At 42.0% G+C, this 17,389-nt stretch carries 15 protein-coding genes; 8 read left to right on the forward strand and 7 right to left on the reverse strand.

The window, feature by feature from the left end:
• The first annotated feature begins 110 nt into the window (after positions 1 to 110).
• Positions 111 to 548 carry a ferric iron uptake transcriptional regulator gene (gene fur, locus MKX14_RS08825; protein WP_016141990.1) on the forward strand — a complete coding sequence of 146 codons (438 nt, stop codon included), beginning with the start codon at positions 111 to 113 and terminating at the stop codon, positions 546 to 548.
• A gap of 69 nt (positions 549 to 617) precedes the next feature.
• Here fur and pilU read toward each other — a convergent pair whose 3' ends face one another.
• Complete coding sequence (pilU, locus tag MKX14_RS08830) at positions 618 to 1,736, reverse strand: PilT/PilU family type 4a pilus ATPase (protein ID WP_060465360.1); 1,119 nt, start codon at positions 1,734 to 1,736, stop codon at positions 618 to 620.
• 19 nt (positions 1,737 to 1,755) lie between these two features.
• Complete coding sequence (gene pilT, locus MKX14_RS08835) at positions 1,756 to 2,793, reverse strand: type IV pilus twitching motility protein PilT (protein ID WP_002121749.1); 1,038 nt, start codon at positions 2,791 to 2,793, stop codon at positions 1,756 to 1,758.
• Between the two features lie 126 nt (positions 2,794 to 2,919).
• Between pilT and yggS the strand changes: the two genes are divergently transcribed.
• Positions 2,920 to 3,612 (forward strand): YggS family pyridoxal phosphate-dependent enzyme, encoded by a 693-nt coding sequence (yggS, locus tag MKX14_RS08840; protein ID WP_240282263.1) that lies wholly within the window; start codon positions 2,920 to 2,922, stop codon positions 3,610 to 3,612.
• A 200-nt stretch (positions 3,613 to 3,812) separates the two neighbouring features.
• Here the strand turns inward: yggS and sbcC are convergent, their stop codons facing one another.
• Both sbcC and sbcD read right to left on the reverse strand, forming a co-directional pair.
• Positions 3,813 to 7,409, reverse strand: coding sequence for an AAA family ATPase (sbcC, locus tag MKX14_RS08845; RefSeq protein WP_240282264.1), 3,597 nt, complete (start codon positions 7,407 to 7,409; stop codon positions 3,813 to 3,815).
• Positions 7,410 to 7,418: 9 nt separating this feature from the next.
• Positions 7,419 to 8,687 (reverse strand): exonuclease SbcCD subunit D, encoded by a 1,269-nt coding sequence (gene sbcD, locus MKX14_RS08850; protein WP_240282265.1) that lies wholly within the window; start codon positions 8,685 to 8,687, stop codon positions 7,419 to 7,421.
• A gap of 164 nt (positions 8,688 to 8,851) precedes the next feature.
• Between sbcD and MKX14_RS08855 the strand changes: the two genes are divergently transcribed.
• Positions 8,852 to 9,325: an OsmC family protein gene (locus MKX14_RS08855; RefSeq protein WP_240282266.1), complete on the forward strand. Its 474-nt coding sequence runs from the start codon at positions 8,852 to 8,854 to the stop codon at positions 9,323 to 9,325.
• Between the two features lie 61 nt (positions 9,326 to 9,386).
• On the opposite strand, the gene MKX14_RS08860 is transcribed toward MKX14_RS08855, so the two are convergent.
• A complete protein-coding gene (locus MKX14_RS08860) occupies positions 9,387 to 9,764 on the reverse strand; it encodes a VOC family protein (protein ID WP_001091952.1) in 378 nt (125 codons plus the stop codon).
• Positions 9,765 to 10,144: 380 nt separating this feature from the next.
• On the opposite strand from MKX14_RS08860, the gene MKX14_RS08865 reads away from it, so the two are divergent.
• Together MKX14_RS08865 and yfcH are read left to right on the forward strand one after the other, a co-directional pair.
• Positions 10,145 to 10,594, forward strand: a complete 450-nt coding sequence (locus MKX14_RS08865; protein ID WP_002121708.1) for an ABZJ_00895 family protein — start codon at positions 10,145 to 10,147, stop codon at positions 10,592 to 10,594.
• 86 nt (positions 10,595 to 10,680) lie between these two features.
• On the forward strand, positions 10,681 to 11,586 hold the full coding sequence (yfcH, locus tag MKX14_RS08870) for a TIGR01777 family oxidoreductase (RefSeq protein WP_240282267.1): 906 nt from the start codon (positions 10,681 to 10,683) through the stop codon (positions 11,584 to 11,586).
• Here yfcH and MKX14_RS08875 read toward each other — a convergent pair.
• Together MKX14_RS08875 and hemB are read right to left on the reverse strand one after the other, a co-directional pair.
• A complete protein-coding gene (locus MKX14_RS08875) occupies positions 11,560 to 12,693 on the reverse strand; it encodes an NAD(P)/FAD-dependent oxidoreductase (protein ID WP_240282268.1) in 1,134 nt (377 codons plus the stop codon). The two genes, yfcH and MKX14_RS08875, sit on opposite strands and share 27 nt — an antisense overlap.
• A 25-nt stretch (positions 12,694 to 12,718) precedes the next feature.
• Positions 12,719 to 13,732, reverse strand: a complete 1,014-nt coding sequence (gene hemB / locus MKX14_RS08880; RefSeq protein WP_004794101.1) for a porphobilinogen synthase — start codon at positions 13,730 to 13,732, stop codon at positions 12,719 to 12,721.
• Between the two features lie 142 nt (positions 13,733 to 13,874).
• Here hemB and MKX14_RS08885 point away from each other — a divergent pair, with 142 nt between their 5' ends.
• The 3 genes from MKX14_RS08885 to MKX14_RS08895 all read left to right on the forward strand — a co-directional run bounded on the left by MKX14_RS08885 (position 13,875) and on the right by MKX14_RS08895 (position 17,321).
• A complete protein-coding gene (locus tag MKX14_RS08885) occupies positions 13,875 to 14,372 on the forward strand; it encodes a thioesterase family protein (protein ID WP_002121786.1) in 498 nt (165 codons plus the stop codon).
• Between the two features lie 267 nt (positions 14,373 to 14,639).
• Entirely contained in the window at positions 14,640 to 15,791 is a 1,152-nt protein-coding gene (locus MKX14_RS08890) for an EmrA/EmrK family multidrug efflux transporter periplasmic adaptor subunit (protein WP_086400205.1), read from the forward strand.
• 6 nt (positions 15,792 to 15,797) lie between these two features.
• Positions 15,798 to 17,321 carry a DHA2 family efflux MFS transporter permease subunit gene (locus tag MKX14_RS08895; RefSeq protein WP_240282269.1) on the forward strand — a complete coding sequence of 508 codons (1,524 nt, stop codon included), beginning with the start codon at positions 15,798 to 15,800 and terminating at the stop codon, positions 17,319 to 17,321.
• Positions 17,322 to 17,389 lie beyond the last annotated feature (68 nt).

Here is a 17,389-nt window from a genome sequence, read left to right on the forward strand (position 1 = left end):
TTGCTACACTATCCCAATAAATTATGATGCATTTGATCAAAGGATAGATCATACTTCATCTAAATTCTATTGCCTATTCCAACTTGAGATTTGTTGAGAGACCTTTTTTCATGCCTATTTCCAATCAAGATTTGCGCAAAGCTGGACTTAAAGTTACCCTTCCACGAATTAAGATTTTGGAATTATTAGAAAATTCAAAACAACATCATCTTAGCGCTGAAGATATTTACAAGACTTTGTTAGAACAAGGGGAAGATGTCGGCCTTGCGACAGTTTACCGTGTGTTAACACAATTTGAAGCTGCGGGTATCATTCAGCGCCACCATTTTGAAAACAATCATTCTGTTTTTGAAATTATGCAAGAAGATCACCACGATCATTTGGTTTGCCATAATTGCAACAAAGTTATTGAATTTACTAATGATATTATCGAGAAAGAACAGCATGCTGTAGCAGAGCAACATGGGTTTACCTTAACGGGTCACTCATTAAACCTCTACGGTTACTGTAACGAACCTGAATGTCAGGAAGTGCTGCGCAAGAAATAATCGTTTTCACACAAAGAAAACAAATAAAAAAGGAAGGTTACGTTTAACCTTCCTTTTTTTATGAAGAAATTACTGTCGGTCGAAGGTTAGATGCTGATTTGTGCCTGCAATTTGATCAGGACCTTCTTCGGCAAGCTTAATTGTTAAACGTAAATCGTTTGGTGAGTCGGCATGTTTTAATGCATCTTTGTAGGTAATTTGGCCTGACTTATAAAGATCAAACAGTGCTTGGTCAAAAGTTTGCATACCGAGTTCACGTGAGCGTTTCATTAAATCTTTAATTTCATGAATTTCACCTTTACGAATATAGTCTGAAATTAATGGGGAGTTAATGAGAATCTCAATCGCTGCACGGCGCGAATTACCATCAGGCGTTGGAATAAGTTGCTGTGCAATCATGGCCTTTAAGTTAAGTGATAAATCCATGTAGAGCTGGCTATGACGGTCACTTTCAAAGAAGTGAATAATACGGTCAAGTGCTTGGTTGGCGTTGTTCGCATGCATTGTGGCTAATACAAGGTGACCTGTTTCGGCGAAGCCAATCGCGTAGTCCATAACTTCACGAGAGCGAATCTCACCAATCAAGATTACATCGGGTGCTTGTCGCAAAGTATTCTTTAAGGCAATTTCAAATGAGTCTGTATCAATTCCGACTTCACGTTGAGTAATGATGCAGCCAGCGTGTTCATGAATAAACTCAATCGGGTCTTCAATGGTAATGATATGACCTTTAGAGTTATGGTTCCGATAGCTAATCATTGAAGCTAAAGAAGTCGATTTACCTGTACCTGTTGCCCCTACAAAAATAATGATGCCGCGTTTGGTCATCGATAAATCTTTAAGCACAGGTGGTAATTGCAAGTCATCAATTGAAGGAATTTTAGTTTCAATTCGACGTAATACCATGCCTGGCATGTCGCGTTGCTGAAAAGCACTCACACGAAAGCGGGCAGTTTTATCACGGTTCATAATGGCAAAGTTACATTCACGAGTCTCAGCAAATTCTTTGCGTTGTTTTTCACTCATGATGGAATGTAATAGTTGTCCAATAATTTCGCCTGAAAGACTATTTTTTGAAATGGGAACAATTTGCCCGTTAATCTTCATCGATGGTGCAACGCCATCTGTAATAAAGAGGTCGGATGATTTTTTTTCAACCATCAGGTTGAGCAGGTCATTAAAATCCATATTTATTCTCTAGTTATTTTTATAGGAATGATTCAGGCTGTTTGGCAGCAGTACGAGCTGTTTGAGGGCTGATCACACCGCGAGACACCAAATTTTTTAAGCTTTGGTCGAGGGTGGTCATGCCATGATTTGCGCCAGTCTGAATGGCTGAGTACATTTGCGCGACTTTGTTTTCACGAATTAAGTTACGAATGGCAGGAATACCAATCATGATTTCATGAGCTGCGACACGTCCGCCGCCATTCTTTTTAAGCAGGGTTTGTGAAATAACAGCCTGTAATGATTCAGAGAGCATGGCCCGAACCATATCTTTTTCTTCGGCTGGGAATACGTCAATCACACGGTCAATGGTTTTTGCAGCAGAAGTGGTATGAAGCGTACCAAATACCAAATGGCCTGTTTCGGCAGCAGTAAGAGCTAAACGAATAGTCTCGAGGTCACGCATCTCACCGACCAAAATAATATCTGGGTCTTCACGTAGTGCCGAACGTAGCGCTTCATTAAAGCCGTGTGTATCACGATGCACTTCACGTTGGTTGATGAGACATTTCTTAGATTGGTGTACAAATTCGATAGGGTCTTCAACCGTTAGGATGTGGTCATAACGGTTTTCGTTGATGTAGTCCATCATCGCTGCAAGCGTCGTTGATTTACCCGAACCTGTTGGACCTGTCACCAGTACAATCCCGCGAGGATAGTCACAAATGTCTTTAAAGATTTGTCCTAAGCCTAAATCTTCCATGGTGAGTACTTTGGACGGAATGGTACGAAACACTGCACCCGCACCACGGTTTTGGTTAAATGCGTTTACACGGAAACGAGCAACGTTGGGCACTTCAAAAGAAAAGTCGGTTTCGAGTTTTTCTTCGTAGTCACGACGCTGTTTATCATTCATGATGTCGTAGACCAAACGATGAACATCTTTATGATCTAGAGCAGGTAAGTTAATGCGACGGACTTCACCATCAACGCGAATCATTGGTGGCATGCCAGCAGATAGGTGTAAATCGGACGCGCCATTTTTCACAGAGAAGGCGAGTAGCTCTGTAATATCCATAATTTCCCCAAGTAAATCAAAATATGTCATTATTTTGTAGAATAATATACGGCTTTCACCGAGGCTTACCAACACCTCGCTTTAGGTGAGAAGCAAAAAAGTTTTTTGAAAATGAGAACCTTGTCAATGAATTACCTGCAAGATGCGCGTCAGCACGTATTACAGCAAATCCAAAGTGCTTGTGGACATGCTAAACGTGCGCCTGAAACTGTGCAACTTTTAGCCGTATCGAAAACACATCCAAGTGAAAGTTTGCGTGAAATGTATGCAGCAGGGCAAAGAGCATTTGGCGAAAACTATTTGCAAGAAGCTTTAGAAAAAATCGAAGCTTTACAGGATTTAGACATTGAATGGCATTTCATTGGTCATGTTCAACGCAACAAGACGAAGCATTTGGCCGAGAAATTTGATTGGGTACATGGTGTAGATCGTTTAATTATTGCCGAGCGCCTATCTAACCAGCGTGGTAATGATCAATCAGCACTTAATATTTGTTTGCAAGTAAATATTGATGGGCAAGACAGTAAAGATGGCTGCGCACCAGAAGAAGTTGCCGAGCTGGTTGCTAAAATCAGTCAATTACCAAAAATCAAGTTACGCGGTTTAATGGTCATTCCTGCGCCTGACAATACTGCCGCTTTTGCAGATGCTAAAGCCTTGTTTGATGCTGTGAAAGACCAACATACCCACCCAGAAGATTGGGATACTTTAAGTATGGGAATGTCGAGTGATTTAGAAGCTGCAATTGCGGCTGGTTCAACCATGGTTCGTGTAGGAACAGCCTTATTTGGTGCTAGAGACTATTCGCAAAAAGGGTGATGTAAGCTTTATCTTACAGAAACTGCGGCCTTTTGCGGCTATGGCAGACAACGCTTTTTTCGTATTATGAACTCATCAGGAAACAGGATGTTTCTAAGAATAACAATAAACAGTGATGAATGGATGCATACAGGTACGACAGGAGTTATACCAACGCAGAATCTAAAAAAGCCCCGACAGGATGTCGGGGCTTTTTAGTTTTAACCTACGACTTCAATAGTACTTGCACCCGCGCCGAGTGGTTTTACCTGAATTTGTACAGGAATACGCTCATGCATTTCTTGAATGTGTGAGATGAGAATGACTTGGCGTCCCTGATTTTGCAATTGGTCTAAAGCATTCATCACCATGTGCAAAGATGAGGCGTCTAAAGTACCAAAGCCTTCATCAATAAACAGCGATTCAATTTTCATTGAACCCGAGGCCATATTGGCAATCGCTAAAGACAACGCAAGGGCAGTTAAGAACGACTCACCGCCAGATAAAGAAGCAACAGAGCGGGTTTCTCCATCCATGTCATGGTCAATAATCGCAAGACTTAGAGACTGATCTAGGCGTTTTAGCGTATAGCGTTGAGACAGCATTGCCAGTTGCTGGTTGGCATGTTCCACTAAAATATCTAGGTGATATTGCTGGGCATAGTCGCGGAACTCTTTACCTTTAGCATCGCCAATCAGACCTGAAATTTTGCTCCAGCGATGTTCTTCTTGCTGAATATTTTGAATTTGCTCAGCGTATTGTTGCTGTTTAGCCAGATTTTGCTGATGGACTTCAAGCTTAAGCTTAAGCCGATCACGTACTTCAAGCTGGGCTTTGAGTTCTGCAATATTGTCTTGAATAAGGCTAACAAGCTTTTCATATTCAATATCTGGCTGAGTTTGTAAGTGATCGTTCAATTGCTCTTGCATGGTCTTAAGGGCAGAAGAAGCTTCACTTAATAAACGCTCGGCATGATTAAGACGGTTACGAATGTCTTGCTCTTGGGCGGAATTAATTTGCATGAGCGCTGTAAGATCAGATGCTTGAAAATCAACGTGGGCTTTTAACCAGTTTTGAATTTGGTCATCAATCTGCTGTTGGTGCTCCGCAGTGTGTTGATGTTGATGCTTGAGTTGACCGAGCGCCTGTTTTTGCTGTTCAAAGTGCTGTCTGGTTTGTTCGAAACGCTGTTTAGCTTCGTGGTACGCTGTTTGTTGTTGCTGACGTTTAGCGTCGTGCTCAATTAGCCATTCGTGCGGTTTAATATCAGAGAGGCCCGTCATTTGCTGAATGAGCGACACCGCTTTTTCATTATTTTGTTGGCCTTTAAGCGTAATCTCTTGGAGATTTTGATCGATCTCATCAATTTGCTTGGCCATTTGTTCAAGATTGGCAGCTAACATTTTAAGTTCTTGTTGCTGCTGTTCAAAACGCTGTGAAAGCTGTTCTTGTTGCTCAAGCTGCTTAGCGCGTGCATCAAGAATAGTCCAAGTCTGCTTAGCCGTTTGGCTACTCGACTGCTGCCATGCGTGCTGTTCGGCTTCAGATAAACACTCAACAATATGTTGAACTTGTTGTTGCCATTGCTGTGCCGTATTGAGCAAGCTTTCATTGCGCTGAATAGATTGAACCAGTTGATTGTTTTGTTTAATGGCTTGGGTTAAACGCAAGTTTTCTGAGTCAAATGAACTTATGGCAGTTTGCGTCGCTTGTCTCAGCTCATTAAGTGTTTGCAAGATTTGTTCAGGGGCTTGATTAAGCTCAATCTGTAACTGATTGAGGTTAAACGCTTGCTCAAGTTCTTGCTGTAAGTTTGTTTGTTTTGCCTGAAGTTGAGCTAGATATTTCTGAACTTGCTCAAGCTCGGCACGACACTGGGTGAAGGTATGCTGTTGGGTTTGCCATACATTAAATTTACTTTGCTCGAGTGCAATAGCTTGTTGCTCTTGCTGTTGCTGCAAATCGAATAAAGCTTTGGAAACTGCACTGTCATCAACACGGTAGGGATGATGTGTGCTTCCGCACACTAAACACGCTTCACCTTCTTTAAGATTCGCACGTAACTGCTCAATATTTTCGGTGTGTAGTAAACGCTGCTGTTGCAGGATGTACTGTAACTTTTCACGTTCAGTTTTTGCTGTTTGGTAGTCTTGTTCAGCTAACTGGCAAACGGTTTTAAGCTGCTGTTCTTGGGCTGAGACTTGAGTTTGTTTTTCAGAGAATTGCTGAAGCTCAGCATATAGCTCATGATAAATTTTTATTTTCTGTTGAATCAGATCTAACTGCGTTATTTGAGCAAGTTTCTGATCTTTATCTTTACGCTGTTGTTCAAGCTTTAACTCAATCTGTTCAATGGTGCCTAGTGAAGCTGTGAGTTGTTCGAGTTCACTTTTAGCTTCCGATAGCTTTTGGCGAGCAAGGGTAGGGTTACCGAGCTGTTCTTCAATTGCTTGGTAATTTTGAATAAATTGCCCAAGCTGATGTAGATGTGCTGAAAGACCCTTATCTAATACAGCATATTGCTGAGTCTGGAGCAGCTGCTGTTGTAAATGAATTTTGTTCTGCTCAAGTTGTGCAATATGCTGTTGTATAGCGTTTTGCTGTTGTTGCACTGGACTGAGTTTCTGCTCAAGTACATTTTTCTTTTCTTTGCACTTTTTATATTCATCAGCAATAAAAGCACGTTCTTGAATGGACTGTCGAACTTGATTTAAAGCTTGTTGATGCTGTTGCTCAAAATCGAGCGTTTGTTTGAGCTGTTGTTCTGCAACTTGATATTGTTTTTGTCCCGTTTCAAAAATTTGTACTAAATCATTAAACTTGGTTTGTGCTTGCTGAATTTGCGGCTCAAGTTGTTGTAGGGCTTGTAAATTTTGAGCTTGCTGAAAAACTTGTGGGCGTATTTCAGAGAAAACTTCGAGTCGTTTTAATTGCTCACGCTCACCAGCCAATTGATGATGATGATTTTGCTGTGCTTGAAACTGTTGTTGTTTCGCTTGAACTTCTAGCTCAAGTTTCGCTTTACGCTCAAACCATTGTTGTTGTTTGTCTAAGATATTTTTTTGTTGTTCTAACTGTTGATGATTTTGTTCGGCTTGCTGGTATTGTTCGGTAAATGCAGCAATATCTTCATCAGACAAAATTTCGATATGTCCTAAAAACTCTTCAAGCTGTTTACGCTGCTTTGCAATATCGGCTGTTTTACGAAAAGCCAATTCACCGATTTTGGCGAAAATGCTGGAGTTGGTCAGGTACTCAAGTAACTCACCGCGTTCGCTGTCTCGTGCTTTTAAAAACGCGGTCACTTCTGACTGAGCAAGTAATACGGCACGCGTAAATTGTTCAAAAGAAAGCTGTGTAATTTGTTTAACTTTTTCATCAACTGCTTTGGCTTTATCGGCAAGCACGACACCATCGGTCAGGCATTTTAAATGGCGTTGCACGCTTTGTAATTTACCGCTTGGGTTTTCACGCGCACGTTTAATTTCCCAACGAGCCAAATAGCGCTTTTGATCTTGTGCAATAAAGCAAAGCTCAGCGAAACCATGTCCTGTACCACGGCGTAAAACAGTTAAAGGCGAATTGGTCAGTAACTCGGAACCATCAACATCTTTTAATTTGCCGTCGCTGTCTTTTAGACGTGGAACCCGATTAAACAAAGCCAGGCACATGGCATCTAAAATGGTTGACTTACCTGCGCCTGTTTTCCCTACAATTGCAATCAGACCTGCATGGGCGAGAGGCGCGCTTTCAAAATCAATAAAGTGTTCATCAGAAAGAGATGCCAGATTTTTTATTCGAATGGATAAAATTTTCATGACATATCCTTAAGGGGTTGCATCATTTTCAAGATGTTTTTGTGCTTCTTGTACTAGGCTTAGAAAATCTTTTAAGACGGCATCATCTGCGTTGTAACCTTGTTTTTCCCAGATATTTTGAAAAAGTTTTTCTGGTGTTGGTGGTTCAAGTGCGATTTGCTGAGTAGTATTTGAATCGGTGGTGTCTTTATTTACATATTGACGTGAAATACGTACTAAACGATAGCGGTCAGGTGGTAGGGCTGCTTCAAACTGCTGACGTAAATTAGGCTGTGGTGGCGTTAAACTATAATATTCAATATCGACATATTCACGGTGGTCAATATTCTCAATCACGCCGTCTGGCAAGGCTTTGAGTTGTTGCAGCACTTCATTTAATTCACCACGAATGCGGTGCAACTGTATACAACGCGGAATTTCAACAGCTTCAAATTGCAAACGACTGTCTGTGTCTTGAGAAGGGTCGATTTTGACCTCAACCACTTGATGCTTATAGTTAATTTCACTAAAAGAAAGCGGAATGGGTGAACCGCTATAACGAATGTGTGGTTGACCTACTTTTTGTGGTTTATGTAGATGCCCTAAAGCGACATAGTCGACAGCATCTTCAAATAAAGTCGTTGAAAGTGCCTCTTCGTTACCAATAATAATTGGGCGTTCAGAGTCAGATGTTTCCCCACCTTGCATATGAGCATGTGACATCAAAATTAGGGCTTGGTCTGGTGTCTTGCGACGTTTGGCTTCAGCAATGAGCTGCTGGTGCAAATAGGCAATCGCGTTTTTGCTGTTAGTGGTATGTTCATTAAAACCCGTAATTTCGGCCGAACGTAAAAAAGGTAGGGCAAGACACCACGCCACAATATCTTGATTTTGGTTATAGATAGGTAAAAGTAGTCGATCGAGGTCTAAGGTTTTATCTTCATTCCAGCGAACCACGCCCACGGTTTTTGCGTTATATTTTTCTAAGAGTGGTTCGACCTGTTCAATACGGTAGCCTGAGTCATGGTTACCCGCAATCATGAGTGTTTGCATGTGCGGCGCAAGCCGATGAGCATCTGCTAAAAATTGGTAGAGTTGTTTTTGTGCTTGAGAACCGGGGTTAATCACATCAAAAATATCGCCGGCGATGAGTAGGGCGTGTGGCTGTTTTTCTTGAATTTGAGTGAGTAACCAGCTTAAAAATTGTTGGTGTTCGTAGTGGCGTGAATGATTATAAAAAAACTGCCCCAAATGCCAGTCAGAAGTATGTAGAAAATGTACGGACATAGAAACAGACATCAAGCCAAAATAAACACAGATACGTTAGCATAAATTGGCAGGAGATTTTATCAAGACATTTTAAAGTGCTCGTTATTTAAGCCTAAGTTGAAACTTGAATTAAATTTTTCACTTTAAACGCCGCTTTGTTACTATCGACTCAAACCATGAACTTTGAGAAAAAAATGACCATTCACGAATACGAAGTAAAAATACAGTGGGAAGGCAATACGGGTACAGGCACTTCATCTTATCGTTCATATAAACGAGACTTTAGTATTCAACATCCGCAAAAAACCACAATTCAAGGTTCATCAGACCCAGCCTATTTAGGCGATGTGACTAGATGGAACCCTGAAGATTTATTGGTTGCATCAGCTTCAGCTTGTCATAAGCTTTGGTATTTACATCTGTGTGCAGTCAATCATATTCATGTGCTGAGTTATGTCGACCATGCACTTGGTTTTATGGAAGATGCAGATCCAGTTAAACGCGGCCACTTTACCCAAATTATTTTAAGACCAGAAGTTGTTTTAGAAAAAGGTGCTGACCAAGCGCTTGCAGCAAAACTGCATGAAAAAGCACATCATGAATGCATGATTGCCAATTCGGTGAATTTTCCAATTACATGTGAAGCAAGTTTTAACTTTGCTGAATAAACAATATGAAATAGCCACCGATAAAAAGGCGGTGGCTATACATTAAAAATAAATAAAATCTTTAAGCTGCATTTTCATCGACTTGGAAAATACCAAAAACGTTGTGATCTAAATCGACAAAGTAACCATGCCAAGCACGGCCCGGAATAGCGAATTTGTCCATTGCGACAATGCCACCTTGCGCTAAAATTTTTGCAGCCACTTCATCGAAGTTTTCGACCTGAACCGAACAGGTAAATGCATTGGTGCCATATTCCATTGGAGGTGTTTGAGCGGGGCGTTTTAATAGCCCACCCATAATTGAAGGTGTCTCTATGCGGTAATATTCAATCGGTAAGCTTTCATCGAGTTTAAATTGCCAACCAAACACAGCTTGGTAAAACTGCGCATCGCGGGCAGGGTTTGAAGACTGGATTTCAAAATAGGCAATAGTGTTCATATTATTTAAATCATATTTTTATGGTGCAAAAAGTATAAGCATAGCCTTTATCGCCACGAAAGCACTATTGTGTATGGTGAGCGTAAAATAAATGAAAGTACCAGAAAATAAAAACCGACGATTCGAGTGATGAGAGAATCGTCGGTCAAAAACTTCATCAAGGGTTTCGGCTGCTAACAAAACCTAATCCGAAGGAAGGAAAGAGTCGTAATGAAAGGTCACCGAAACAATTTTGCGGATGCCGTGCAAAGGAAGTATTCGGTTGCTGCGACCTTGTTATCCTATATAACGTCAAGAGATCAGGATTGGTTGACAGAAAAATGAAAAAAAATCGAAAAAAATTTATAATTATTTTTTGAACCCATAAATTAGGCAAAAATATGACCAAATTACGTTCTTACTTTCTCTGGTTTTTTGGTTTATGCATCGTACTTACCTTAATTGTAGGTGTGGTTGCAGCACTATTACCAGCGAGTGTAGGTGGTATTTTAACAGCCGTTCCATATTTAGGCGCAATGATTTTTGTCTTATTTAAATTTTTAAAGAAAGAACGCCGTGCCCCGACTGTACCAGAAAAAAAGAAATTTACTTTGGGTTTTACCCTGATTTTTTGGGGCTATAACTTGTGTGGTGTTTTATTTGGTCTGTTTTTATTTGCCAGAAAAGACCCTGAGATTTTGCAGAACTTTATGCTTTACCTCAAACAGCCTCAGTTTTTAAGCATTATGGTGATTATGCTTTTAATGTTAGCTATTCCGCTTTATTTAATTACCTACTGGTTTTATGGCAAGCAGGCACAGCGAATGGCTGACAAAATGTTTAACGTGTAATAGATCACTACGAAAACTCATACGATTAAATATAAATGAGTCTTATACAATTAAATAAAACTTGAATCCTCAGCTTAGGAGGAAATATGAATAAGAATGTATTAATTACAGGTGCAAGTGGTTTTATCGGAACGCATTTAATTAAGTTCCTGCTACAAAAAAATTATAACGTGATTGCTGTGACACGGCAGGCTGGAAAGGCATCTGACCATCCTGCCTTGCAGTGGGTACAAAAGTTTGAAGATATTTCGACCCGTCAAATTGACTATGTGGTGAATTTGGCAGGCGCAAATATTGGCGAGAAACGTTGGACCGAGTCACGTAAAAAACAACTCATTGAAAGCCGTGTAAATACAACCCGAAAACTGTATGCATGGCTCAAGCAGTCTGAAATTTTTCCGGAAGTAATTGTGTCTGGTTCGGCCATTGGCTATTACGGAATAGATGATCAAGAAAAGTGGGCAGAGGTGTGTACAGAACAAAGTTCACCACAGCCCATTTTCATGTCTCAGCTTTGCCAAGAGTGGGAACGCGCAGCGTTAGCAGACTCTCAGCAAAATACTAAAATTATTCGTTTAGGTGTAGTGTTTGGGCAGGGCGGTGGCATTTTGCCTAAAATGTTGCTTCCTATTCGACTCAATTTAGTCGGTCAAATTGGTCATGGCCGTCAACCTGTGGTTTGGGTACACATTGAAGACGTATTAAACGCAATTGAGTTTATATTCAAGCATCCTCAATCTGCTCAAATTCACAATGTCGTGGCACCAGAAAGTGTGACCCAAAAGGTATTTGTTGAACAAGCTGCCAAAGTTTTGAATAAGAAACCACTGTTGTCGGCGCCTAGTACAGTTTTTCGCTGTTTGTTAGGAGAGCAGTCGCAATTGATTTTGAATGGGCAATACGTTAAACCCGTTGCCTTACAAGCAGAAGGATTTGAGTTTGCTTATCCTCAGTTAAAAATAGCTTTAGAGAATATACTCGCCTCGGGCTAAGATTTTATTTTGCAAACGCTCTGGGGAATATGCTTTGGCATCAACTAATGTTGGTTGACCTAGCATAAGCTGACGAAGCAATTGTGCAGAACCTGCGCCCATACACAAACCATTTCTAAAGTGACCAAAGTTTGCCCACAGGTTATCCATTTCAGGCATTTTGCCAATGTACGGAACGCCATTTGGTGAACTTGGTCTGAGTCCTGCCCAGCGATGTACAATCGGGAAATCGGCCAGTTCAGGCACCATTTCTAAACACGCTTCTAAAATATTGTGCTGCGTAGTTTCATCGGTAGAGGTGTCAAAACCACGATGTGCCATGCTTGACCCGCACACAATATGACCGTCCATACGTGGAATGAGATACATCACTCGATTCATACACATGGTCGGTAGCCAGTGAGCAGGGGTTTTAAATAATAGCATCTGACCTTGCACAGGTTCGACTGGAATGTCGAGTTGTAATTGTGAGTTCCAATAATGGCTCCAAGCGCCTGAAGTTATTACAAAATGGTCTGCTGTATGTTTGCGACCATCTTCGGTTTGGAGTGCTTGTATGGCATCACCTTGTTGAATCAGTTTTTTAACAGGAGTGTTTTCAAAAAACTCAACATTCGGATGTTGCTTTAAATAGCTAATCAGGGACTGTAATACGCGAGGATTACGAATATTAGACAGTTCAGGGAAATAAATGGCTTCTTGGAACTGATCGGAGATATGAGGATTTACTTGTTCTAAGGCATCTCGTTGTAAGTATTCACAGCGCTGCATCGGTTCTTGATGCTGCTCGGCGTAGGAAAGTCCAACGTCAAAATCTTCTTCATCAAAAATCAGCATGCCTGTGTCATGAATTTCAAAATCAATCCCTGTAACAGGGTAGAGTTTTTGGTTCCATGCTTGATAAGAGGCTTTGCCAAATTGAGCAAGTTGGTTCACTGCATGCACATAGCGCCACGGGTACATCGGAGAGAGAATGCCTCCGCCAGCCCAAGAGGCTGCTTGTCCCGCTTGTTGTTGATCAAAAATGCTGACTTTACAGCCTTGTTCAACCAACTCCAGCGCAGACATTAATCCACTTATGCCCGCGCCAATGATTGCAATATGCATGCAGTGTTATCCTTTCTCTGCGAACTTAGTTCATTTCCTTGAGTTTTTCAGCAGCGGTTTCTGCAAAGTAAGTCCAGATCCCGTCTGCACCTGCGCGGCGGCAGCACATGAGTGATTCTAAAATCACAGAGTCTGATAACCAGCCATTTTGAATTGCGCCAGCTAACATCGCGTATTCGCCACTCACTTGGTAAATGAATGTCGGGACACCAAAGGTATCTTTCACTTCACGTACCACATCCAGATATGGCATGCCCGGTTTTACAATCACCATGTCGGCGCCTTCTTGAATATCAAGCGCGATTTCATGTAATGCTTCGGCACGGTTGGCAAAGTCCATCTGGTAGTTATATTTATTACCACCTTTTAGGTTGGATGCAGAGCCAACAGCATCACGGAACGGACCATAGAAGCTAGACGCATATTTCGCAGAGTAGGCCATGATGTTGGTGTAGATGTGACCATTGGCTTCTAAAGCCTGACGAATCGCGCCAATGCGGCCATCCATCATGTCACTTGGTGCAATCACTTCGGCACCTGCTTCGGCGTGACTTAAGGCTTGTTTAATCAAGCATTCTACAGTCTCGTCATTTAGTACATAGCCAGTTTCATCAATAATGCCGTCTTGACCATGCGTGGTGTATGGGTCGAGGGCACCATCAGTAATTAACACCATTTCTGGTAATTCTTTTTTAAGCAGACGACATGTGGTTTGTACTAAACCATCTTCATGCCATGCAGCTTCTGCGGTGAGGCTTTTATCTTCTTGAGGGGTAACTGGAAAAAGAGCCAGTTTTGATACACCCAATTCCAGAAGTCTTTCAGCTTTTTTCAGTAACAAATCTGCCGACAAACGCTGAATGTTCGGCATACTTGGAATATCTTGGGTCTGATTTTGTCCCGGTAATACAAATACTGGATAAATCAAGTGATTGGTAGTGAGCTGTGTTTCGCTGACCATCGCACGCAACTGGTCATTTTTACGGATACGGCGCATGCGAGTGGCTGGAAATGCAGGACGATTGAACGTATAAGTCATAACAATCTCGATGTTCGGTATTACACTAGGATAGGTTGGCGGATATTCCATTACTGTCAACCGACTGCTGTATTGTAGCCCCATAATGCTGTATTTGTACAAAATTATGGGCGTTTATCATGCTTTTAAATTTAGGCAACATATGAGTGAAGAAAAGAAAAATTGGACTGGGAACATCCATTTAGGTGCAAAAACTGACCTGACTGTGGTTCTCAACCAATTATGTAAGGCGTTTAATAGCTCTCCTTTTTTTAAGCATAGTGGAATGATTATGCGTGTGGTGGACGGGCACATTGAAGGCTATATCGAGATGCAACCCAACCTGATTGGCAATTTGGCATTTCAGATTTTGCATGGTGGTGTTGCTGCAACTTTGCTCGATAGTATTGGTGGAATTGTGGCAATGGAACACCTATATCGCCGTTCAACTCCCGAAACTTTAACTGAAACCATTAAGCAAGTGTCGCGTTTGGCAACAGTCGACATGCGTGTAGATTATTTAGCACCGGGGCGTGGTAAATATTTTATTGCACGTGCCGAAGTATTACGTTTAGGTCGTAAGGGCTGCACCATGCGCATGACCATGGTCAATGATGAAGATAAAGCGATTGCTGCCGGCATTGCTTCATATGCCTATTAAGCAATGAATTGAACCCTTTGAAAGCGCCAAGTGCGCTTTTTTTAGTGTATAAAAAGCAGAAATTTTTACAAAAACTTTGAGATAAACATTAATTTAATTAGAACGAACGCATGAGTTATAAATTTTTATTCTCATATTATGAGGTTTTAGCGTTAAAATTAGCTCCTTTGACAATGCGGTATGTCTTGTTTATAGAAAAATAAAAACTCTATAACAAGGTGTAGTGCGAGATTGATGGCAAAGCCAACTCATCTTTAGGAACATACCATGACTGATGCACAAAGCAATGTACAAGAAACAGTGCCAACAACATCTGCCTCGGATGAAAACAATCAAAACAAGCGCAAAAAATTTCTTGGTTTTTTTGCGCTGATTTTATTGATCGCCGCTATTTTGTATGCAATCTGGGCATTATTTTTAAATCATTCCGTGAGTACGGATAATGCCTATGTCGGTGCAGAAACCGCGCAAATTACTTCAATGGTAAGCGGACAGGTCGCTCAAGTTGTCGTAAAAGATACCCAAACTGTACATCGTGGTGACGTGCTGGTTCGTATTGATGACCGTGATGCCAAAATTGCATTAGCTCAAGCTGAGGCAGAACTTGCCAAAGCAAAACGCCAATATAAACAAACTGCGGCAAACAGTAGTTCTTTAAACTCTCAAGTTGTGGTGCGTGCTGATGAAATTAACAGTGCCAAAGCACAAGTTGCCCAAGCACAGGCAGACTATGACAAAGCTGCTTTAGAGTTAAACCGCCGTGCGCAGCTTGCTGCCTCTGGTGCAGTGTCTAAAGAAGAGCTCACTAAAGCACAAAGTGCAGTTGAAACAGCCAAAGCGGGGCTAGAGCTTGCCAAAGCTGGTTTAGCGCAAGCCTCTTCGAGCCGTAAAGCTGCTGAAAGTACTTTAGCTGCAAATGAAGCGTTAATTCAGGGTGTAAGCGAAACTTCGACACCTGATGTACAAGTTGCACAAGCACATGTTGAACAAGCTCAGCTTGATTTGGAACGTACCGTGATTCGTGCACCAGTTGATGGAGTAGTTACGCGCCGTAATATTCAAGTGGGTCAACGTGTTGCGCCGGGCACCAGCATGATGATGATTGTACCGCTCAATGATTTATATGTAGATGCGAACTTCAAAGAAAGTCAGTTGAAAAAAGTCCGTCCGGGTCAGGAAGTCACGCTTACTTCAGATTTATATGGTGATGACGTTGAATATCACGGCAAAGTGATGGGCTTCTCTGGTGGTACAGGCTCTGCCTTTGCCTTAATTCCGGCTCAAAACGCAACAGGCAACTGGATTAAAGTGGTTCAACGCTTACCGGTTCGTATTGCACTTGACCCGAAAGAACTTGCTGAACACCCACTACGTGTTGGCTTGTCGATGGAAGCAAAAGTCGACTTATCTGCGAAGTAAACGCTTATGAAAACGCAAACACCTTTTGCCGAACTAAGCGGTGGCCGTTTAATACTGGCAGCGTTTGTTATTGCCTTGTCGAACTTTATGGTCGTGCTCGATACGACCATTGCCAACGTATCTGTACCGCATATTACCGGTAACCTTGCCGTTTCAAGTACACAAGGAACATGGGTTGTTACGTCGTATGCTGTTGCAGAAGCGATTTGTGTACCTTTAACAGGGTGGCTTGCGGGTCGCTTTGGAACCGTTCGGGTTTTTATTTTTGGCCTGATTGGTTTTACCATTTTTTCTTTCTTGTGCGGCCTAGCAAACTCATTAGGGATGCTGGTGTTTTTCCGTATTGGACAAGGTCTTTGCGGTGGCCCGCTTATGCCACTCAGTCAAACCTTGCTCATGCGTATTTTCCCTCAAGAAAAGCATGCACAGGCGATGGGCCTATGGGCAATGACGACCGTCGTTGGTCCAATTTTAGGACCAATTTTGGGTGGTCTGATTAGTGATAACCTGTCTTGGCACTGGATTTTCTTTATTAACATTCCGGTCGGCATTGTTTGTGTTTTAGCGGCAATCCGTTTGCTTAAACCAGCCGAAACAGAAACGATTTCTTTAAGAATCGATACCGTCGGTTTAGGTCTGTTAATTCTGTGGATTGGTGCGCTACAGCTCATGCTTGATTTGGGGCACGAACGCGACTGGTTTAATAGCACCAGCATTATCGTTTTAGCTTTAACTGCCGCCATTGGCTTTGTGGTATTCCTCATATGGGAGTTGACCGACAAACACCCCGTCGTAGACGTCAAAGTCTTTAGGCATAGGGGCTTTGCAATTTCAGTACTGGCCTTGTCGCTCGGCTTTGGAGCATTCTTTGGCAGCATTGTACTGATTCCGCAGTGGCTGCAAATGAACCTTTCCTACACTGCGACATGGGCCGGATATTTAACTGCAACCATGGGCTTTGGTAGTTTGACCATGTCACCGATTGTGGCAAAGCTTTCGACCAAACATGACCCAAGAGCACTAGCGAGTTTTGGTCTGATTTTGCTGGGTGGTGTGACCTTAATGCGGGCATTCTGGACCACAGATGCCGACTTTATGGCGCTGGCTTGGCCACAAATCCTGCAAGGTTTTGCTGTACCGTTCTTCTTTATTCCATTGTCGAATATTGCACTCGGTTCGGTACTCCAGCACGAAATTGCATCTGCTGCGGGCCTCATGAACTTCTTAAGAACCATGGCAGGGGCGATTGGTGCTTCAATTGCGGTGACAGTGTGGGACGATCATGCCAAAGTTGCCCGTAGTGAAATGGTGTCAAACCTACATACGACTGAAGTACAAAACACACTTTTGCAAAATGGTTTTACGGCTGATTCGACTTTAGGCATTATTTCAAATCTAGTCGATAAAGAAGCCATTACCATGTCGGCAAACCATGTGTTTTTGCTATTTGCGATTGTGTTTGTCTTTGCAGGGTTGGTCATTTGGCTGTGTCCAAAACCCAAACAGGTCAGTGGCATGCCTTCTCACTAAACATCAAAAAGCATCTCTTCGGAGGTGCTTTTTTTTAGGCCAACTACAAAATGAGCGAGTTTATAAAT

Source organism: Acinetobacter pittii (genome assembly GCF_022449185.1).
GTDB classification, from domain to species: Bacteria; Pseudomonadota; Gammaproteobacteria; order Pseudomonadales; family Moraxellaceae; genus Acinetobacter; species Acinetobacter pittii_I.